This is a genomic window from Streptomyces sp. NPDC038213, assembly GCF_055600495.1.
The window spans coordinates 109885-130008 of sequence record NZ_JBVJYM010000013.1; the positions used below are offsets into that span (position 1 = coordinate 109885).

Consider the following 20124-nt stretch of genomic DNA (forward strand, 5'->3'; position numbering starts at 1 on the left):
TCGGCGGAGCACCGAGCCCGGAACCGGGCGCGGTGTCTACGCTGGGTGTGTAGTCGGACCTTCGCCGCCGGTACCGTGCCGGCGGCCCTACGAGCCGAGGAAACCCGTGAGTGACACCCCATTCGGATTCGGCCTTCCGCCGGAGGAGCCGGAGAGCGGCGACGAGGGCAGGAAGAAGGGCAGCCAGGGCGGCCAGGGCGGCCCCGCGAATCCGTTCGGGTTCGGCGGGCCGGGCCTGCCCGGCGGGGCGGACAACCCGTTCGCCGCGATGTTCGGTGCGATGAACCCGGGCGACCTGGGCGCCGCCTTCCAGCAGCTCGGCCAGATGCTGAGCTACGAGGGCGGTCCCGTGAACTGGGACATGGCCAAGGACATCGCCCGCCAGACCGTGGCGCAGGGCACGGCGGACGGGGTCAAGGACGCCAGTGTCGGGATCGCCGAGCGCTCCGCGGTCGAGGAGGCCGTGCGCCTGGCCGACCTGTGGCTCGACGGGGTGACCTCGCTGCCCTCCGGGGCGGGCATCGCCGTGGCCTGGAGCCGCGCCGAGTGGGTCGAGGCGACGCTCCCGGTGTGGAAGGAGCTCGTCGACCCGGTCGCCGAGCGGGTGGGCGCGGCGATGGGCAGCGTGCTGCCCGAGGAGATGCAGGCCATGGCGGGCCCGCTGCTCGGCATGATGCGCTCCATGGGCGGCGCCATGTTCGGCCAGCAGATCGGGCAGGCCGTGGGCGCCCTCGCGGGCGAGGTCGTGGGCTCCACGGACGTGGGCCTGCCGCTGGGCCCGGCGGGCAGGGCCGCCCTGCTGCCGCTGAACATCGAGGCCTTCGGCAAGGACCTCGGCGTGCCGTCGGACGAGGTGCGCCTGTACCTCGCCCTGCGCGAGGCCGCCCACCAGCGCCTCTTCGCGCACGTGCCGTGGCTGCGCTCGCACCTGTTCGGCGCGGTCGAGGGCTACGCCCGGGGCATCAAGGTGGACACCTCCAAGCTGGAGGACGTGGTCGGCCAGCTCGACCCGTCGAATCCGGAGCAGCTGCAGGAGGCCCTGCAGGGCGGCATGTTCCAGCCGCAGGACACCCCGGAGCAGAAGGCGGCCCTGGCCCGGCTGGAGACGGCGCTCGCGCTGGTCGAGGGCTGGGTGGACGCGGTGGTGCACGAGGCCGCCAAGCCCCGGCTGACCTCGGCCGACGCCCTGCGCGAGACCCTGCGCCGGCGGCGCGCCTCGGGCGGCCCGGCGGAGCAGACGTTCGCGACGCTGATCGGCCTGGAGCTGCGGCCCCGGCGGCTGCGGGACGCCTCGCGCCTGTGGGCCTCGCTCACGGACGCGCGCGGCGTGGACGGCCGCGACGGCCTGTGGGAGCACCCGGACATGCTGCCGACGGCCTCGGACCTCGACGACCCGGACGGTTTCGTCCACCGCGAGCACCTGGACTTCTCCGAGATCGACAAGATGCTCGGCGAGGCCGCCGAGCGCCGCGACGAGGGCGGCGCCGAGGGTTCCGGAGAGCAGAAGTGAGCGGGTACGACCTGTACGACGACGCGGTCCGCGTACTGAAGGAGTACGCGGACCAGGCCGAACTGCGCGAGGTCTACCTGGAGCACCTGGCCGCGCACCCGGACGGGATGTACAAGCCGTGCACGGCGGGGCACCTGACGGGCAGCGCCCTGGTGGTGGACCCGGAGCAGGAGCGGGTGCTGCTGACGCTGCACAAGAAGCTCGGCATGTGGCTCCAGATGGGCGGGCACTGCGAGCCGGGCGACGCGACGCTGGAGGACGCGGCGATGCGCGAGGCCGTGGAGGAGTCGGGGATCGCGTCGGGCCTGCGGCTGCTGCCGGGCGGCCCGGTGCGCCTGGACCGGCATGCGATCCCGGGCCCCTGCTCCTGGCACCTCGACGTGCAGTACGCGGTGCTGGCCCCGCCGGAGGCCGTCGCGGAGATCAGCGACGAGTCGCTGGACCTGCGCTGGTTCGGGTACGGCGAGGTGGCGCAGGTCGCGGACGCGTCCGTGGTGCGGCTGCTGGAGGCGACGCGCGCGCGGCTGTGACCGGCGGCCGGGGACGCCGTACGCACGGCATCCGGCCATGACGCCCGTACGGCATGACGCCTGCACGGCGTGAGGTGCACGGCAGGGGGGCGGTACCGCAGTCGCGGTGCCGCCCCCTGCCGTGGGGGTCAGGCCCGGCTGCCGCCGAGCGAGTTGCCGCGCATGTTGAGGCCAAGGACCCCGCCGCGCAGGTGCGTGGGCGGCAGCAGCTCGCTGGGCTGGACCAGGACGTGGCCCTCGCCCTGGAACTGCATCTCCCAGCCCTCGCCCGTGTTGCCGCGGCGGCGCCAGACGGCGGAGGTGGAGGTGGGGGCCTGGAGCTGCGTGCGCAGCGAGGTCGACCAGGCGATGACCGCGTCGGCGTCCACGCAGATGTTGCGGCCGGGTCCGACCTCCAGGACGAGCGGCTCGCCGGAGGTCAGCAGGGCCACCTGGCCGGTGCCGGTGAGCTCCAGGTTGTACGCGCCCGCCGAGGCGATCTCGACGGCGCTGTCCACGGCGACGATGCCGACACCGAGGGTGCTGTCGAAGGCGAGGACGTACTTGCTGTCGACCGTGATGCCCCGGCCGGCGTCCATGACGTGGATGTGCTGGGCGAAGTTGGCGAGGTAGACCTGGCCGCTGCCCTTGCACTTCATCAGTTCGAGGCTTTCGCCGGCCATCCGCTGGACGCCGCGCCAGCTGTTGTTGCGGTACTGGCTCTGGAACTCGACGTGGCCCTCGAAGGCGACCATCGCACCCTGGCGGGCGAGGACGGATCCGGACCCCTGGGTGAGGTCGGCCTTGAGCAGCTGGGGGTTCTGGAGGGTGTAGCGGCCGGTGGTGGGTACCGGGACGTGCGCGAAGAGTGTGCTGTGCATGGTGGCTCGGTGCTCCTCTCAGCCCCGGATCTTGAATCGGTCGCCGGTGTCCTCGCTGGGCTGGACGACGACGAACCCCCGGCCCTTGAAGCCGATCTGGAGGGCTTCGCCGCTGCCGCGGCCGATCAGGGCGCTCGCCTTGACCGTGCGGCGCGCCTTGAGGTCGAGGCCGGTGGTCCAGCCGATCAGCGCGTCGGGGTCGACGTACGTCTCGCGCTCGGAGCAGTCGAGGACGGTGGGGATGCCGCGGCTGACCAGGGCGACCCAGCCGGTGCCGCGGACGACGAGGTTCGTCAGGCCGGAGCCGGAGAGCTTGGCGAGGCCCTTGACCGGCTCGATGGCGAGCTGGAGGCTCGCGTCGCAGGCCAGGAGGGTGGCGCCGTTGACGGACAGGGCCTCGTCGGCGAGGTGCAGGACGAGGACGTCCGCGCCGTAGTCCGCGAGGTAGAGGTCGCCGTCGCCGCGGCAGAGCATGAGCCTGCCGCCCTCGCCGGTGACCATCTCCTCGGCGGTGCGCCGCAGGTTCGCGGGGGCGCCGTCGAACTGCACGTACCCGTCGTACGCGATCATCGACCCGGCCTTGGCGATCAGGTCGTGGCCGCTGACCATCTTGACCTTGAGGGTCTTGGAGCTGTGCACGGCCATCCGGGCGCCGGTGTCGGCGGCGCGGTGCGCGCTGAGTGTCTGCGTGTCCATGCCTGCCTCACGCCTCGAAGGGCTGTACGACGACGAAGTTGCCGGGGGCGCCGCGGAACTGGAGGTTCACGGCCTCGCCGGAGCGGCTGGCGTAGCCGGAGCGGCGCAGCCTCAGCGCGGTGGTCGTGACGGCCTGGGCGCCGGCCGACCAGGCGATGACGGCGTTGCCGTCCACGTAGGTCGCCGGTCCGACGGGCAGGACCACGGGGGTGCCGCGGGTTTTGACGACCACGGCCCCGGTGCCGGAGAACAGCATCGAGAAGAGGCCTCCGCCCGGCAGTCCGGCGCCCTCGATACGGCGCACCTCCGTGGTGAGGCCTTCGTCGAAGGCGAGGACGGCGGCGGCGCTGGTGTAGAGCTGGTCGGCGCCCTCGAGGCGGATCACGAACAGGCGGCTGGCCTCGTCGGCGAGGAAGACCTCGCCGTCGCCGGCGCAGCGCATCAGGGACATGCCCTGGCCGGTGAGCTGGCCGGTCAGCTTGCCGAGCAGCCCGGAGCCCTTGTGGGCGAAGTCGATGTCGCCCTGGTAGGCGACCATGCTGCCCTGCTTGGCCAGGATGGCCTGGTTCTTGGACAGCGTGACCCGGACCTGCTGGGCGTTCTGCTCGGTCCACCGGTCGCCGACGGGCGCCTCGGCGTACTTGGTGAGGACGGCGCGCAGTCCGGCCTCGGGGGGCGCGGGCGGCAGGGCCTGCACGGCGCCGAACGGCGGGGCGCCGGGCGCACCGGGCGGGCCCGGGGCGAAGGGCGCGGGTACGGCTCCGGGCGGGGCCACCGCGCCGGGCGGGGGGACGGCACCCGGCGGCGGCACGGCGCCGAACGGCGGGGCCGCGGGGGCGGGCACGGGGGCCGGGGCGAAGGGCTGCGGGGCCGGGGCGGCCGGGGCGGGTGCCGGGGCCGCGGGGGCGGCGAAGGGGGCCGCCGGGCCGCCGAAGGCCGCGGTCTGCGGCGCCGGCGCCGAGAAGCCGGGGGCGGCCGCGGGGGCCGGGACAGGGGCGGCGGGCGCCTGCGGGGCCGCGGGGGCGGGCGGCGGGGCGAAGCCCGGGACCGGCTGCGGGGGCGGGGCGGCGGCCGGTGCGGCCGGGGCCGGTGCGGCGGGCTGCTCCTCGGCGACCTCGCCGCCGAAGTTCTTCAGGAGGGCGTCGAGCCCGCCGTCGAAGCCCTGGCCGACCGCGGCGAACCGCCAGACGTCCTTGAGGTAGAAGTCGCCGAGCATCACGGCCCGCTCGGTGCTGAACTCCGCGCCCGTGAACGCGTACCGGGCGACCTCCTCGCCGCCGGCGACGATCCGGATGTACCCGGGACCGGCCTGCGACATCTGGCCGGCGCCGTCGATGGTGGCGGTGAAGGCCAGCTTGTGGATGGCGGCCGGGATGCGGTCGAGCGTGACCCTGAAGGACTCGGTGTCCCCGGACTGCGCGCCCAGCTGCTGGACGGACTCCTCCGGCGACTTCGGCTGGTTGTAGAAGATGAAGTACCGGTCGTCCGAAAGCCGTTCGTCGGCGTCGAGGCCGAAGCAGCTGATGTCGAACGACATCCCCGGCCCGGAAATCTGCACCCCTACGTACAGGTCCGTACCCGGCGTGAGATCACTGATCTTGGCCTTGTGGCCGCGTTGGAATTCCCTGGCCATGCGCTACGACCGTCCCCCATCCCGAATGTGAAATGCGTTCCGCCAGGCTAACGGCAATCCGCGAGTTCCGGCCAAGCCGGTACGGACCCGCTACATTTCGCGGTCGGCGGCCGCGCGGGAGGTCATTGCGCGGGTGCGGCGGGCTGCTTCGGGAGGCGGTCGGCGGCGACCACGCCCTCCAGGTAGCCGCGGGCCCGCTCGGTGCGCGGGTAGGCCTCCAGCAGCTGCCAGAAGTCGGGGCCGTGCCCGGGGACGAGCAGGTGGGCCAGCTCGTGCAGCAGGACGTAGTCGAGGACGTACTCGGGCATCCCCTGGAGCCGGTGCGACAGGCGGATGCTGCCCTCGGCGGGGGTGCAGGAGCCCCAGCGGGTGTTCTGGTTCGTGACCCAGCGCACGGAGGCGGGGCGCGCGCGGCCCCCGAAGTACTGGCCGGACAGGTGTGCTGCCCGCTCGGCGAGCGCGGAGTCCCCGATGATCCGCTTGCTCTCCTGGGCCGCGAGCTTGTCCAGCATCACCCCCACCCAGCGCTGCTCCTCCGCCTCGGACATGCGGGCGGGGATGAGGACGACGGTGCGGTCGCCCTCCCGGTAGGCGGACACGGTCCTGCGGCGGCGCGCGCTCCGGCGGACTTCGACGGCGCGGGGCAGTGGTTCGGCGGACACGCCACGACGGTACCCGGTGCATTCGGCGAAGTCGTGTCCCCGCCGCCCTCCCTTCATGATCAATCCGGCGGGGGGCCGTATGTGATCGGTTGATAGGCCGATACACCGCGCCTGTGGACAACGCTCCGCAGAGATCCCCGGAGCCGGGCATTGTGGCGTCGTGGACGCGGATTCGGACGGAACCGGCCGCGGCGGACGACGGGGGAAGACGTGTATCCGAAGGTGAAGCCCGCATTGGCGCGGGCCTGGCGCGATCTCCAGACGGTGCAATTCGGGGTGACGCCCGCCCATGCGGTGGTGCTGGGTCCGGTGGACCCGTCGACGGGGAGCTTCCTCGGGCTGCTCGACGGGACGCGCGGGATGCCCCTGCTGCGGCAGGAGGCGCGGGCGCTGGGGCTGCGCGAGGGCCAGGCGGACCGGCTGGTGGCCCGGCTGGCGGAGGTGGGGCTGATCGACGACAGCACGGCGGGCGGGCCGGCGGCCCAGGCGATGCGGGAGCGGACGCAGACCGTGGAGCGGCTGGCGCCGGACCTGGGCTCGCTGTCCCTGGTCCGGCCCGAGCCGGGCGGGGCGATGCGGGGGCTGGCGGCGCGGCGGGCCATGCGGGTCCAGGTGCGCGGGGGCGGGAGGGTGGGGGCGGCGGTCGCCGCGGTGCTGTCGGGTGCGGGGGTGGGCCGGGTCGACGTGATGGAGGGCGGTGTGACCGAGCCGGGGGACGTGTCCCCGGGCGGGCTGGCGCCGCACTCCGTGGGCCGGCGCCGGGCGGCGGCTGCCCAGGAGGCGGTGGCGGCGGCCGCTCCCGGGCCCGTGCCACGCGGCGGCGGTGGGGGTACGGGGCCGCCCGGCCGGGAGCCGGGGCTGTCGCTGGTGGTGGTCGCGCCGCGGGACGGGCTGGCGGCGTACGCGCCGGACCCGGCCGTCGCCCAGGACTGGGTGGCGACGGGGACCCCGCACCTGTACGCGGGGGTCCTGGAGGCGACGGGGGTGGTGGGTCCGCTGGTGCTGCCCGGGGAGACGGCGTGCGCGGGGTGCATGGAGCGGGAGCGGGTGGACCGGGACCGGGCCTGGCCGCGGATGCTGACCCAGTGGCGGGCCCTGCACCGGCGCGGTGCGCAGTCCTGCGATCTGGGGCTGGCCTCGGCGGTGGCGGGCCTGGCCGCGGCCCATGCGCTGGCGTTCCTCGACGGTCAGGTGCCCGGCTCGGCGGGCGCCCGCTGGGAGGCCGCACTGCCGGGGCTCAGCTGGCAGCCGGTACCGGTCGCCCCGCATCCGGACTGCCCGTGCGGAGCCGCCGCACCCAGGGAGGAGCGGGACGGAGAAGGGGAGGCGGGGGCGGGAGGGGAGGGCCCCGAGGGGGCCGGGCTGCGGCAGGACACAATGGCCGGGTAACCGCCGTCCGCGGTACGGCTGTCTGGGAACTGGAGGGGCACGCATGTCTGATCTTCCCCGGAAAGCGGTGACCCGCACCGCCAAGCTGGCCGCGCTGCCGCTGGGCATGGCGGGCCGGGCCACGTGGGGGCTGGGAAAGCGGATCGGGGGCCGGTCGGCGGAGATCGTGGCCCGCGAACTGCAGCAGCGCACCGCCGAGCAGCTGTTCCGCGTCCTCGGTGAGCTGAAGGGCGGGGCCATGAAGCTGGGCCAGGCCCTGTCCGTATTCGAATCGGCGCTCCCGGAGGACGTGGCCGGACCGTACCGGGCGGCGCTGACGAAGCTCCAGGAGGCGGCTCCCCCGCTGCCGGCGGAGCGGGTGCACGCGGTGCTGGCGGAGCGGATCGGCGCGCACTGGCGGGAGCTGTTCCGGGAGTTCGACGACATACCCGCGGCGGCAGCCTCGATCGGGCAGGTGCACCGCGCGGTGTGGCACGACGGCCGGGAGGTCGCCGTGAAGGTGCAGTACCCGGGCGCGGGGGAGGCCCTGCTCTCGGACCTGCGGCAGCTGGGCCGGTTCGCGGGGCTGCTGGGCCCGCTGGTGCCGGGCATGGACGTCAAGCCGCTGATCAAGGAGCTGCGCGAGCGCGTGGCGGAGGAGCTCGACTACGCGCTGGAGGCGGAGTCCCAGCGGGCGCACGCGGAGGTGTTCGCGCAGGACCCCGACGTGGTGGTGCCCGGGGTGGTCCACCAGGGCGACCAGGTGCTGGTCACGGAGTGGCTGGAGGGGGTGCCCCTGTCACAGGTGATATCCGACGGCACCCAGGAGCAGCGGGACGCCGCCGGGCAGCTGCTGGCCCGGTTCCTGTTCTCCGGCCCGGCCCGTACGGGCCTGCTGCACGCGGACCCGCACCCGGGCAACTTCCGGCTGGTGACCGGCCCCGGCGGACGGCCGCAGCTGGGGGTGCTCGACTTCGGGACGGTCGACCGGCTGCCCGGCGGACTCCCCCGCACCATCGGGACCTCCCTGCGCCGGACCCTGGAAGGGGACGCGGAGGCCGTCTACCGGCACCTGTGCGAGGAGGGCTTCGTCAAGGAGTCCGTCGCACTCGACCCGGTCGAGGTGCTGGAGTACCTGCGGCCCATCATCGAGCCGGCGGCCGTGGACGAGTTCACCTTCACCCGGGCCTGGCTGCGGGGGCAGGCGGCCCGGATAGCCGATCCGCGCTCCCCCGCCCACCAGTTGGGCAAGCAGCTCAACCTGCCGCCCTCGTACCTGCTGATCCACCGGGTCACCCTGAGCACCATCGGGGTCCTGTGCCAGCTGGGCGCGCGGGTCCGCCTCCGCGACGAACTGTCCTCCTGGCTCCCAGGGTTCGACGGGAAGGCCTGACCGCACAACCGTGCCGGCGCACGCGTGGTTGACGCGCACCGCCACGCGGGGCGGGCGCGGGGCACCGGAGGGCAGCGACGCGCGCACAGAAAACGGGGGGCGGGGAGGGGCAGGGGGAGGGGGCGGGGGGGAGGCCCCCTCCCGGGGTCACCACCAGGAGGAGTCGAGTCTGCCCTCGATGGCGCGGATGTTGGCCCGGGCGCAGTCGTGGCAGAAGTACTGTCTCCTGCCGTTCTCCACGGAGCAGGTCCAGGTGACGGGGGCTCCCTCGGGGCTGGTCGTACCGCAGCGCGCGCACACGACCGTCCCGCCTTCGGGGCCCGCGGGTGCGGGGTGGGGGGTCGGCTGGTCCACCTCCAGACGATATCGCCGTACGGGGTGGACGGGGGGCTGCAACGCACCGAGGGGACCGGTCCGTTCGGACCGGTCCCCTCGGCGGGTGCTTCGGCGTCAGTGCATGACGGCCATGGCCAGGGCGCGGCGGGCGCGCATCGAGACGCGCTCGGCCCTCCGCTGCATCCGGCGGGCGGCGACCAGGCGGACGGCCCGGCGCTCCGAGTCGATTTCGTGCATGCGCTCGTGCATATGGACACGGGCCATGGCTTCTGGAATGAGTTGCATTTCGCGGGTCCTGTTCTGACGCGCCGTGATGGCGCCGGCGGTGGTGAAGTCTGCGGTGGCGGAGGCGGCCTCGGCTGCTGCCTGCTCGCTCGTCGGGTGGATGGTCATCGGGGCCTGCTTCAGGGGGTCGTGCGTGAGGGGGCGGTCGATCGTTCCGGTGGCGTTCATGCCGCGACCGGGTTCTTGCGCGGACGGCCACGCGGCCGCTTGCGGGCTACGACCACACCCTGGACGAACAGCTCGCCGCCCCAGACGCCCCAGGGCTCGCGCCGCTCCTGGGCACCGGCGAGGCAGGCCTCGACGAGCGGGCAGGTGCGGCACAGGGACTTGGCGTACTCGACGTCGGCCGGGGACTCGGCGAAGAAGACCTCGGGGTCGAAGGTGCGGCACGGGACGGGTACGCCGAGGTTCTCGATGGCGTCGTCGAGCGCGGTGAGGGCGGTGAGCGGAGTCAAGGTGGAGTCCTCCGGGACTGCGGGCGGGGAGATCGTCTGGGTCTGCGGTACGGACGGGGCGTGCGCTTCGAGTTGCACGGTGTCTTCTTCCTCGTCTGGTGCGTAGTCGTTCCGGCCTGGTCGGCCGGGGGCGGCTGGTACCTGGTCTTGCCAGTCCCGAGGCCCCTTCGCTCCGTCGTCCCCGGTCGGGGACAAACAGAAGGGCCGCGGATCCCGGGTGGGGTTCCGCGGCCCTGAAGGCGCCGGCCTGATCATGAGATCAGGCTGGATCACTCCAGGGTTCGAGCCCGCGGAAGGCCCACATCGTCTGGTGCTGCGTCGTCTGCTTCGGGAATCCGGCACCGGCTGCCGCAAAGGCATAGGCATGTGCCTGCGCCGCTGCTACTGCCGCCGGTGCCTGGGTCGGTCGCTCGCTGCCAACGGTGCCGTTGGCCTCGGTACCGGCGCCCTCGATGCCGTTGCCCTCGACGCGCTCCCGGAAGGAGAGGGTCGGAAGGATGGCGGGGTTGCCCAGGGAGATGGCGGACAGACCGGTGCCCATGACCGAGGGCAGCTGGGGGGCGACGGCGGAGAAGCCGAGCAGGCAGGAAGCGGCGACCGGGCGATCGGTCATTTTGGTGGTGGTCATCATGCTGGTCACTGGTCTCGCCTCCTCTCGGCGTCTCGGGGACGGGGCCCGGGGGCCTGTCCCATGCGTATGGGGTTAAGTACAGCACGGAGGCAGGGCTTCAGCGAAGCTCCTGTTTCCGTGGTTAAGAACCTATGGGGCCGTGCGGGGCATGTGCAAACTATTTTTCCGACGAGTTTCTACACGTCACCCTCCGCTTCCCCTCCAAGCTCCTGACCTGCACAAATAGCGAGTACCTCGGCGCCGAACCGCTCAAGTTTCCGTCCACCCACGCCGGAGATCATCGCCAGCTCGCCCGGCTCGGACGGGGCGGCCTCGGCGATCGCCATGAGGGTCTTGTCCGTGAAGACGCAGAAGGCGGGCTGTCCCAGGTCCTTCGCCTGCACCGCGCGCCACTCGCGCAGCCGCTCGTAGAGGCCCTCGTCCATGTCGGAGGGGCAGTCCTCGCAGCGGAGCAGCTTCATCTCGCCGGCGTCCGTGAGGGTCCGGCCGCAGACGCGGCAGCGGGCGGGGCCGCGGCGGCCGCGCCTGCGGGCCGCGGGGTCGGCTGCGGGGCCTGCTGCGGCGCCGGATCCGGCGGCGCGGGCGGCGCCCGGGGAGCCGGGGCGCAGGCCGTTGAGGAAGCGGCTGGGGCGGCGGGCGGCGCGGCCGCCCGGGGAGCGTGCCAGGGCCCAGGAGAGGGTCAGGTGGAGCCGGGCGCGGGTGACGCCCACGTAGAGGAGGCGGCGCTCCTCCTCGACCTGGTCGTCGGTCTTGGCGTATGTGATCGGCACCATGCCGTCCGTGAGGCCGACCAGGAAGACGGCGTCCCATTCAAGGCCCTTCGCCGCGTGCAGCGAGGCGAGGGTGACGCCCTGGACGGTGGGGGCGTGCTGGGCGGCGGCGCGCTCGTCCAGTTCGACCGCGAGGTCGGCGAGGGTGGCGCCGCGGCGGCTGCGGGCGAAGTCCTCGGCGAGGCGGACGAGGGCGGCGAGGGACTCCCACTGGTCGCGGACGGCGCCCGAGCCGGCGGGGGGCTCGGGGGTCCAGCCGTGGGAGCTGAGGACGGCGCGGACCTGGGCGGGGAGCTCGACCACGTCGTCGAGGAGGGGGTCGTTGGCCCCGAAGCGGGCGGCACTGCGGAGGTTCGCGACGGCCTGGCGGACCTCGGTGCGCTCGAAGAAGCGCTCGGCTCCGCGGAGCTGGTAGGGCACGCCGGCGTCGGCGAGGGCCTGCTCGTAGACCTCCGACTGGGCGTTGATCCGGTAGAGGACGGCGATCTCGCCGGCGGGGACCCCGGCGGCGATGAGGTCGCGGATGCGGCGGGCGACGCCTTCGGCTTCGGCGGGCTCGTCGGCGTATTCGGCGTAGACGGGGTCGGGGCCCGGTTCGCGCTGGGAGACCAGTTCGAGGCGGTGCTCGGCGGCCTTGCCGCGGGCCTGGGTGAGCAGCCCGTTGGCCAGGTGGACGACCTGGGGGGTGGAGCGGTAGTCGCGGACGAGCTTGACGACCTTGGCCTGGGGGAAGCGGTTGCGGAACTGGAGCAGGTGGTCGGGGGTGGCGCCGGTGAAGGAGTAGATGGTCTGGCTGGCGTCGCCGACCACGCAGAGGCTGTCGCGGTCGCCGAGCCACAGCTCCAGGAGGCGCTGCTGGAGGGGGCTGACGTCCTGGTACTCGTCGACGACGAAGTGCTGGTACTGGGCGCGGATCTGCTCGGCGATATCGCGGCGGTCGTGGAGGATGCCGACGGTGAGGAGCAGGACGTCCTCGAAGTCGATCATCATGCGGTCGCGCTTGAGCTGCTCGTACGTGCCGTAGATCTGGGCGATCTCGGCGGCGTCCCGGGGGACCTCGCGGCCGGCTTTGGCCGCGGCGGCGGCGTAGTCGGCGGGGACGGTCTGGGTGACCTTGGACCATTCGATCTCGCCGGTCACGTCGCGCAGCTCGTTGCGGTCGAGGCGGACGCGGCAGCGGGCGGCGGCCTCGGCGACGAGCTGGATCTTGCGCTCGAGGAGGCGGGGCATGTCGCCGCCGACGGCGCGGGGCCAGAAGTACTGGAGCTGGCGCAGGGCGGCTGAGTGGAACGTGCGCGCCTGGACTCCGCCGGCGCCGAGTCCGCGCAGGCGGCCGCGCATCTCGCCCGCGGCGCGGTTCGTGAACGTGACGGCGAGGACGCTGGCGGGCTGGAGGATGCCGGCGCGGACCCCGTAGGCGATGCGGTGGGTGATGGCGCGGGTCTTGCCCGTGCCGGCTCCGGCCAGTACGCACACCGGTCCGCGCAGGGTCGTCGCGACCTCGCGCTGCTCCGGGTCGAGGCCCAGGAGCACCGCGTCGGCCGATTCTGCGACGGGCGGGAAGGATGGGGGGTGCGTTGCTGCTGTCACCCCGCCATGCTGCCAGGTCCGCGGCGGGGGGCGGGAAAGTTGTCCACAGGGTGGGGCGGAGGTCATACGAATCACGTCCGGTGCCGTACGGGGCGTGGTGGGGAATGACCGCGGCCCGTCGTACGTTCGACTTGCTGGAAAGACCCCGTCCCCAGAGGAGCGCACCCACCATGCAGGGTTCCGTGACGATGTACAGCACGACCTGGTGCGGCTACTGCCGTCGGCTGAAGTCGCAGATGGACCGGGAAGGCATCGCCTACACCGAGATCAACATCGAGCTGGACCCGGAGTCGGCCGCGTACGTGGAGAAGGCGAACGGCGGCAACCAGACGGTTCCGACGGTGCGCATCGTGTCGGCGGGCGGTTCCGAGTCGGTCATGACGAACCCGAGCCTGGCGCAGGTGCAGCAGGCCCTGGCGGTCTGAGGCCGCGCCCTGCGGGGCGGGCGGCGTGTGTACGGGGCCGGCGGCCCGCTCCCTTGTCGGGGGCGGGCCGCCGGCCTCTGCCGTGCGGGGCCGGGGCCGTGGTGGGGCTCAGGCGGTGGCGGGGCGGGGCTTCGGGAGGGGCTTGCCGTACCAGAGCTCGACGAGGCGGGCGGCGATGGAGATGCCCGCGGGGGGCAGGACGGTGCCGGTCTCGATGGCCTCGCGGAGGTCCTCGCGGGAGAACCAGCGGGCCTCCTGGATCTCCTCGCCGTCCACGGAGATCGCGGCGGAGGTGGCGCGGGCCATGAAGCCGAGCATGAGGCTGGAGGGGAAGGGCCAGGGCTGGCTGGCGACGTACTCGACCTCGCCGACGGTGACCCCGGCCTCCTCCCAGACCTCGCGGATCACCGACTGCTCGATGGACTCGCCGGGCTCGACGAAGCCGGCGAGGGTCGAGAAGCGGCCTTCGGGCCAGTGGACCTGGCGGCCGAGGAGGGCGCGGTCCTGGTCGTCCGTGACGAGCATGATCACGGCGGGGTCGGTGCGGGGGTAGTGCTCGGCTCCGCAGGCGGGGCAGCGGCGGACGTGTCCGGCGGCGGCGACGGCGGTGCGCTCGCCGCAGCGGGAGCAGAAGCGGTGGAGCCGCTGCCAGTTCTCCAGGGCCACGGCGTGGGCCATGAGGCCGGCGTCGCGCGGGGAGAGCAGGAGGCCGGCCTCGCGCAGGCCGGCGGCGCGCGCGGACTGGTCGAGGCGGCCGGGCAGGCTGTCCTTCTGGAGGGCGAAGTAGCGGACGCCGTCCTCGTCGGTGCCGAGGAAGTAGCGGTGGGTCTCGGTCGGCGGGGCGTCGAAGGCCGGGGTCATGACCAGTTCGGTGCCGCCGTCGGGGGTGTCGTCGATCAGGGCCTGGCCGCCGGAGACCACGAAGACCCGTGTGGTGGGGTGGCTCCAGGCCGCCGCCAGCCAGGCCTCGTCGAGGCGGTGGTGGGCGGCGCGGTCGATGCCGCTCGGGGCGGTGAGCGACAGGGGGCCGTCCGCGGGGCCCCCGCGGTCGCCGCGGTTCCCGGTCCGGCCGAGGTGCTCGGTCGAGGTGCTCACTGGTGCTTCCAACTCCCCCTGTGGTGGTGGCGGTGGTGGGTGGTGCGGGTGGTGCGGGTGGTGGTGGCGGGCGGGGTTTCCCGGGAGCTCCTCGGCGGCCCGCCCGCCGGGGGCGGCGTCAGCGCGTCCAGTGGGCGGACAGGTCGCCCCACAGGTACGCCGTGGCCTCCACGCCCTTGAGGAGGAGGTCGATCTCCACCTTCTCGTTGGGGGCGTGCCAGCCGTCGGAGGGGACGGAGATGCCGAGGAACAGTACGGGCGCGCCGAGGACGTCCTGGAGGTCGGCGGCGGGGCCGGAGCCGCCCTCGCGGGTGTAGCGGACCTTCTCTCCGAAGGCGCGGCCCATGGAGCGGACCACGGACTGGAGGGCGGGGTGGTCCAGCGGGGTCAGGCAGGGGCGGGTGGGGGCGCCGAAGGTGATCTCGTGCCGGATCCCGGCGGGGATGCGGGCGGCCACCCAGTCCTTGACGGCGGCCTCGATGACGTACGGGTCCTGTCCGGAGACCAGCCGGAAGGAGATCTTCAGCTGGGCGCCGCGCGGGATGATCGTCTTGCCGCCGGGGCCCTGGTAGCCGCCGCCGATGCCGTTGAGTTCGGCGGTGGGGCGGGCCCAGACGCGCTCGAGGGTGGAGTACCCGGCCTCGCCGAGGGTGCCGTACGACTTGGCGGTGCGCAGCCACTCGGCCTCGTCGAAGGGGAGCTCGGCGATGAGCTCGCGCTCGGCGGGGGTCAGCTCGGCGATGCCGTCGTAGAAGCCGGGGATGGTGACGCGCTCGTCCTCGTCGTGGAGGGCGGCGACGAGGCGGGCGGCGACGGTGGCGGGGTTGGGCACGGCGCCGCCGAAGGAGCCGGAGTGGATGTCCTGGTCGGGGCCGTACAGCTCGATCTCGCAGTCGGCGACGCCGCGCATGCCGGTGCAGACGGTGGGGGTGGTCTCGGACCACATGCCGGTGTCGGAGACGATCACGACGTCGGCGGCGAGGCGGTCGGCGCGGGACTCGACGAGGGCGCGGAAGTTCGGGGAGCCGGACTCCTCCTCGCCCTCGATGAGGAGCTTCAGGTTCACGGCGGGGGCGGTGCGGCCGGTGGCGGCGAGGTGGGCGCGGACGCCGAGGGTGTGGAAGAACACCTGGCCCTTGTCGTCGGCGGCGCCGCGCGCGTACATGCGGCGGCCGTCGTCGGTGACGGTGGGCTCGAAGGGGTCGGTGTGCCAGCCGTCCTCGCGGGCGGCGGGCTGCACGTCGTGGTGCCCGTAGACGAGGACGGTGGGGGCGGCGGGGTCGCCGCTGGGCCATTCGGCGAACACGGCCGGAGCGCCGGGGGTGTCCCAGACCTCGGCGACGGGGAACCCGGTCCCGGCCAGCTTGTCGCGCAGCCAGTCGGCGCTGCGCCGCACGTCGGGGGCGTGCTCGGGCTGCGCGGAGACGGACGGGATGCGGAGCCACTCGGCGAGGTCGGCGAGGAAGGCGGTGCGGTGGTCGTCGATGTACGTGCGGACGGCGCTGTCCGGGGTGTCGCTCATGACGGTGAGCCTAGTCCTCGTCTCGGGGGTGGTTTCGCGTGCCCGATGTGCCTTGGAGGATCCGCTCAAGATCGGCTCTGCCGGGCAGGTGGCGGGGGCGGACGACGCGGCCGCTGCGGACGTGCAGGAAGGCTGCGCCGACGCGGTCGGGGTCGATGCCGTGGGATTCGGCCCAGGCCAGGCGGTAGACGGCGAGCTGGAGGGGGTCTGCCTGGGCGCTGTGGCCGGTCTTCCAGTCGACGATCTCGTACGTGTAGTCGTCGCGGCCGGGGTCGGCTGGGGCGGCGGGGTTGCGGTAGACGGCGTCGATGCGGCCGCGGACCACGCGGCCGGCCAGGGTGATCTGTACGGGCACCTCCATGCGGTACGGGGTGCGGGCCGCGTAGGGGGTGCGCTCGAAGGCGGCCTTGAGGAGTTCGAGGTCGCGCTCGTCGGCGATCTCGGCCCCGGCGGCGCCGGGGAGGTCATCGGGGTCGGTGAACGGCAGCTCCAGCTCCTCGAACCGGGACTCCACCCAGGCGTGGAAGCGGGTGCCCCGGCGGGCGGCGGGCTGCGGGGGTTTGGGCATGGGGCGGGCCAGCTCGCGGACGAACGCCTGCTCGTCGGCGGCGAGGCGCAGGAGCGCGCTCGCGGAGAGGGAGGCGGGCAGGGGTACGTCGCGCACGGCGGTCCGGGAGCGGCGCAGCTCTCCGGCGAGCGCGTCGAGGTCCCGGTCCCAGGACTCGGCGAGTCGGGCCTCTTCGGGGGTCAGACCGGAGGCCGATGCGGCCGGCCGGGGGGCGGCGGGGGGACGGCGGTCCGGCCGACGGGGTCCACGGGGGGTGCCGGGGGCACGGCCGGCGTCGGGCGCACGGCTGTGGCCGGGTGCGGTAGTGAACCCGTCCGCGCGGCTGTGCTCGGGCGCGGGGCCGGACCCGTCCGCACGGCTGTGGTCGGGGCCGGACCCGTCCGCGGCGGGCGCGGGCGGGCGCGGGACGGGGCCGGTCCGCGGTACGGAACCGCCCCGCGGGGCGGGGGCCGGGCCCTCTCCCCCGGCCCCCACGTCGAACGGGTCCCCGGCCCACGGGTCGGTGTCGAACGGGTCGGTGTCCCACGGGTCCGTACCCCAGGGGTCGGTACCGAAGAGGTCGGAGCCGAGGGGGTCGGAGCCGGAGGGGTCGCTCTCCCACGGGTGCGCGGCCGGGCCGCCCGCAGCGGGCGGCCCCCCGGCCGGTCCCGCCGGGGCGGACGACGGTCCGGCCGCGCCGCGCGGGGTATCGGAGGTGGCGGCGGAACCGTCCACCCCGGGGCCGGGGCGGGCCTCGTCCCGGACGTGGCCGTGCTCAGGGGCAACAGCGTCAGACCCGGGAGCCGGACGGGCACCGTCCCAGGCAGGGTCGTGCCCCGAGTCGACGGCGTCGGACCAGGGGCCCGGACGGGACTCGCCCCAGACGTCGCCGTACTCGGGGCCGACGGCCGCGGACCCGGCAGCCGGACGGGCCTCGTCCCAGGCGACTTCGGGGATCGAGCCGACTGCATCCGCCCCGGCGCCGGAGCGGGCCGCGTCCCAGACGTCGCCGTACTCGGGGTCGGCAGCCTCGGACCCGGGAGCCGGACGGGCACCGTCCCGGGCAGGGTCGTGCCCCGGGCCGACGGTGTCGGGCCGGGGGCCCGGGCGGGCCGTGTCCCACAGGGTGTCGGGGGTGGTGGGCCAGGGGGCGGCGGGGGGTGGTTCCTCGGGGTAGGCAGGGTCTTCGCAGTCCGGGGGCCACAGGTACGGGTCCGCGGGGGGTGCGGGCGGGGTGTCGAGGAGGGCCAGGACGCGGTCGGCGGCCTGGCGGCGGCGGGTGAAGGAGGCCGGGTCCAAGGGGAGGGGCCAGGCGGCGTCCGCGGTGGCGGTGGCGGCGAGGGCCGGGTTCTCGTCGCCCGGTGCGGGGGCGTCGGCCCAGGCCTCGATCTCCCCGTACCCGGCCGCGCAGTGCGCGTACAAGGCTTCGAGGAAGGCGGAGGGGCCGCGCGGCTTCTTCTGGCTGGGGCCCCACCAGTGGCCGGAGGCCAGGAGGAGGGAGCGCGGGCGGGTGAAGGTCACGTATCCGAGGCGGAGCTCCTCGGTGGCCTGGTGGTCCTTCTGCTCGGTCTTGAAGGCCTTGAGGGCGGCCGCGGTCCAGCCGGAGACCTCGGGGAGGGTGGCCGCGTCCCCGCGCAGGGGGTGCGGGAGGACCTGCGGCTGCGCGGTCCAGGCCTCGCGGGGCTGGGTGCTGGGGAAGGAGCCCGCGACCAGCCCGGGGACGGCGACGACGTCCCATTCGAGGCCCTTGGACTTGTGGGCCGTGAGGACCTTGACGGTGTTCCCGCCGCCGGGGAGGGAGTTGTCGAGGCCCTTCTCGTACTGGGCGGCCGTCCGCAGGAAGGCGAGGAAGGCGAGGAGGGAGGCCTCGCCGTCGAGGGCGGCGAACCCGGCGGCGACGTCGAGGAAGTTCGACAGGGTCTCGCGGCGGCGGGCGGCCAGCGCGTGCGGGGACGCCGACAGCTCCACGTCGAGGCCGGTGGCGCCGAGGACGCGGTGGAGTACGTCCATGAGCGGGTCGGCGAGGCCGCGGCGCAGGTCGCGGAGCTCGGCGGCGAGGCGGGAGAAGCGGACGCGGGCGTCGGCGGAGAACGGCAGCCCGTCCTGCGCGGAGCCCTCGTCGAGGAAGGTGTCGAGGGCGTCGGCGAGGGAGACCACCTCGGCGGGGTCCACCCCCTCGACGGCCGCGGCGAGCCGGGCCTGCGGGTCCTCGGAGCCTTCGTCCCCTTCGCCGCGGGTGACCAGGAGACGGGCGCGGCGGCCGAGGAGGGCGAGGTCGCGGGCGCCGATGCGCCAGCGCGGGCCGATGAGCAGGCGGACCAGGGCCGCGTTGGCCCCCGGGTCCTGGAGGACCTCGCAGACCGCGACCAGGTCGGCGACCTCCGGCAGGTGCAGCAGCCCGGACAGGCCGACCACCTCGACGGGCACGTCGCGGGCGACCAGGGCGGCCTGGATGGCGGCGAAGTCGGTGGCCGAGCGGCACAGGACGGCCATCTCGGACGGCTCCCTACCCGTGCGCACCAGGTGGGCGAGGGAGTCGGCGAGCCAGTCCAGCTCCTCGGCGTGGGTGGGCAGCAGGGCGCAGCGGACGGATCCGTCGCGCTCGGCGCCGGGGGCGGGGCGCAGGGCTTCGACGCCCTCGTGGAGGGCGCGCAGGGGCTCGGCGAGGCCGTTGGCGAGGTCGAGGAGGCGGCCGCCGCTGCGGCGGTTCTCGCTGAGGGAGTAGCGGGTGGCGGGGGTGCCGTCGGCGTGGGGGAAGTGCTCGGGGAAGTCGTCGAGGTTGGCCACGGAGGCGCCGCGCCAGCCGTAGATGGCCTGGCAGGGGTCGCCGACGGCGGTGACGGCGTGTCCCGTGCCGGTGCCGAAGAGGCCCGACAGGAGGAGCCGCTGGGCCACGGAGGTGTCCTGGTACTCGTCGAGCAGGACGATGCGGAACTCCTCGCGCAGGAGGGCGCCGACCTCGGGGCGGGTGGTGGCGAGCTGGGCGGAGAGGGCTATCTGGTCGCTGAAGTCGAGGAGGTCGCGGGAGCGCTTCGCCGTGCGGTAGCGGGTGGTCAGCTCGAGGAGTTCGAGGCGGGCCCGGGCGGCTTCGGGGACCTTGCGGAGCTCGTCGTTGGTGAGCCTGGTCCCGGCGAGGGTGTCGAGGAGGGCCGTGTCGTGGGCGCGGAGGGCGGCCGGGTCCACGAGGTGCTCGGAGAGCTCGGCGTCGAGGGCGAGGAGGTCGCCGACCAGGTCGGGGACGGAGCGGGTGAGCGCCGGGTACGGGCCGGGGGCCTCGCGCAGGACGCGGGCGGCGAGCTGGAAGCGGGTGGCGTCGGCGAGGAGGCGGGAGCTGGGCTCGAGGCCGATGCGCAGGCCGTGGTCGGTGAGGAGCTGTCCGGCGAAGGCGTGGTACGTGGAGATGCGGGGCTCGCCGGCGGGCTCGTCGGCGGGGGACGGGTCGGGGTCCGTGACCCCGGCGCGGACGAGGGCCGTGCGGACGCGCTCCGCGAGCTCGCCCGCGGCCTTGTTCGTGAACGTGAGCCCGAGGACCTGCTCGGGGGCGACCTGTCCGGTGCCGACGAGCCAGACGACGCGGGCGGCCATCACCGTGGTCTTCCCGGAGCCGGCTCCGGCCACGATGACCTGCGGGGCGGGCGGTGCCGTGATGCAGGCCGTCTGCTCCGGGGTGAAGGGGATGCCGAGGAGCTCCTTGAGCTGCTCGGGGTCGCTGATGCGCGGTGTCACACCAAAAGGCTAGCGGGCTGCGCCGACAGGGTCGGCTGCCTGTGGACGGCGGGCCGGGGGTGCGGCGGCCGGCTTCGGGGCTCCGCCCCG

17 protein-coding genes are annotated in these 20124 nt (G+C 74.5%); 5 read left to right on the forward strand and 12 right to left on the reverse strand.

Annotation, left to right across the window (positions count from 1 at the left end; translation table 11 throughout):
• The first annotated feature begins 106 nt into the window (after positions 1 to 106).
• On the forward strand, positions 107 to 1510 hold the full coding sequence (locus ACZ7JZ_RS19860; protein ID WP_470940865.1) for a zinc-dependent metalloprotease: 1404 nt from the start codon (positions 107 to 109) through the stop codon (positions 1508 to 1510).
• Positions 1507 to 2040 (forward strand): NUDIX hydrolase, encoded by a 534-nt coding sequence (locus ACZ7JZ_RS19865; protein ID WP_470940867.1) that lies wholly within the window; start codon positions 1507 to 1509, stop codon positions 2038 to 2040. Before ACZ7JZ_RS19860 ends, ACZ7JZ_RS19865 begins: the two co-directional genes overlap by 4 nt.
• 128 nt (positions 2041 to 2168) lie before the next feature.
• Here the strand turns inward: ACZ7JZ_RS19865 and ACZ7JZ_RS19870 are convergent, their stop codons facing one another.
• The 4 genes from ACZ7JZ_RS19870 to ACZ7JZ_RS19885 form a co-directional block, all read right to left on the reverse strand.
• The gene (locus ACZ7JZ_RS19870; protein WP_470940869.1) at positions 2169 to 2900 is read right to left on the reverse strand and encodes an AIM24 family protein; all 732 of its coding nucleotides are present in this window, start codon (positions 2898 to 2900) and stop codon (positions 2169 to 2171) included.
• Between the two features lie 18 nt (positions 2901 to 2918).
• Positions 2919 to 3596 (reverse strand): AIM24 family protein, encoded by a 678-nt coding sequence (locus tag ACZ7JZ_RS19875; RefSeq protein ID WP_470940871.1) that lies wholly within the window; start codon positions 3594 to 3596, stop codon positions 2919 to 2921.
• A 7-nt stretch (positions 3597 to 3603) separates the two neighbouring features.
• Entirely contained in the window at positions 3604 to 5229 is a 1626-nt protein-coding gene (locus ACZ7JZ_RS19880; RefSeq protein ID WP_470940873.1) for a TerD family protein, read from the reverse strand.
• A 122-nt stretch (positions 5230 to 5351) separates the two neighbouring features.
• Positions 5352 to 5948, reverse strand: coding sequence for a M48 metallopeptidase family protein (locus ACZ7JZ_RS19885; RefSeq protein ID WP_470940875.1), 597 nt, complete (start codon positions 5946 to 5948; stop codon positions 5352 to 5354).
• 153 nt (positions 5949 to 6101) lie between these two features.
• Here ACZ7JZ_RS19885 and ACZ7JZ_RS19890 point away from each other — a divergent pair, with 153 nt between their 5' ends.
• Positions 6102 to 7280, forward strand: a complete 1179-nt coding sequence (locus ACZ7JZ_RS19890) for a TOMM precursor leader peptide-binding protein (protein ID WP_470940877.1) — start codon at positions 6102 to 6104, stop codon at positions 7278 to 7280.
• A 43-nt stretch (positions 7281 to 7323) separates the two neighbouring features.
• Entirely contained in the window at positions 7324 to 8652 is a 1329-nt protein-coding gene (locus tag ACZ7JZ_RS19895) for an ABC1 kinase family protein (protein WP_470940879.1), read from the forward strand.
• Between the two features lie 147 nt (positions 8653 to 8799).
• On the opposite strand, the gene ACZ7JZ_RS19900 is transcribed toward ACZ7JZ_RS19895, so the two are convergent.
• The 5 genes from ACZ7JZ_RS19900 to ACZ7JZ_RS19920 all read right to left on the reverse strand — a co-directional run bounded on the left by ACZ7JZ_RS19900 (position 8800) and on the right by ACZ7JZ_RS19920 (position 12785).
• Complete coding sequence (locus tag ACZ7JZ_RS19900) at positions 8800 to 9006, reverse strand: hypothetical protein (RefSeq protein WP_470940881.1); 207 nt, start codon at positions 9004 to 9006, stop codon at positions 8800 to 8802.
• A gap of 96 nt (positions 9007 to 9102) precedes the next feature.
• Positions 9103 to 9441, reverse strand: coding sequence for a hypothetical protein (locus ACZ7JZ_RS19905; protein WP_470940883.1), 339 nt, complete (start codon positions 9439 to 9441; stop codon positions 9103 to 9105).
• Positions 9438 to 9806: a WhiB family transcriptional regulator gene (locus tag ACZ7JZ_RS19910; protein WP_470940885.1), complete on the reverse strand. Its 369-nt coding sequence runs from the start codon at positions 9804 to 9806 to the stop codon at positions 9438 to 9440. The genes ACZ7JZ_RS19905 and ACZ7JZ_RS19910 overlap by 4 nt, the downstream gene beginning before the upstream one ends.
• Before the next feature lie 181 nt (positions 9807 to 9987).
• Positions 9988 to 10359: a hypothetical protein gene (locus ACZ7JZ_RS19915; RefSeq protein WP_470940983.1), complete on the reverse strand. Its 372-nt coding sequence runs from the start codon at positions 10357 to 10359 to the stop codon at positions 9988 to 9990.
• A gap of 176 nt (positions 10360 to 10535) precedes the next feature.
• Positions 10536 to 12785 (reverse strand): ATP-dependent DNA helicase UvrD2, encoded by a 2250-nt coding sequence (locus ACZ7JZ_RS19920; protein ID WP_470940887.1) that lies wholly within the window; start codon positions 12783 to 12785, stop codon positions 10536 to 10538.
• Positions 12786 to 12889: 104 nt separating this feature from the next.
• Between ACZ7JZ_RS19920 and ACZ7JZ_RS19925 the strand changes: the two genes are divergently transcribed.
• Positions 12890 to 13144 (forward strand): mycoredoxin, encoded by a 255-nt coding sequence (locus ACZ7JZ_RS19925; protein ID WP_470940889.1) that lies wholly within the window; start codon positions 12890 to 12892, stop codon positions 13142 to 13144.
• Positions 13145 to 13252: 108 nt separating this feature from the next.
• Here ACZ7JZ_RS19925 and nudC read toward each other — a convergent pair whose 3' ends face one another.
• The 3 genes from nudC to ACZ7JZ_RS19940 all read right to left on the reverse strand — a co-directional run bounded on the left by nudC (position 13253) and on the right by ACZ7JZ_RS19940 (position 20034).
• Positions 13253 to 14239, reverse strand: coding sequence for an NAD(+) diphosphatase (gene nudC, locus ACZ7JZ_RS19930; RefSeq protein ID WP_470940891.1), 987 nt, complete (start codon positions 14237 to 14239; stop codon positions 13253 to 13255).
• A 118-nt stretch (positions 14240 to 14357) separates the two neighbouring features.
• The gene (locus tag ACZ7JZ_RS19935; protein WP_470940893.1) at positions 14358 to 15761 is read right to left on the reverse strand and encodes a dipeptidase; all 1404 of its coding nucleotides are present in this window, start codon (positions 15759 to 15761) and stop codon (positions 14358 to 14360) included.
• Between the two features lie 10 nt (positions 15762 to 15771).
• Positions 15772 to 20034: an ATP-dependent DNA helicase gene (locus tag ACZ7JZ_RS19940; RefSeq protein WP_470940895.1), complete on the reverse strand. Its 4263-nt coding sequence runs from the start codon at positions 20032 to 20034 to the stop codon at positions 15772 to 15774.
• Positions 20035 to 20124 lie beyond the last annotated feature (90 nt).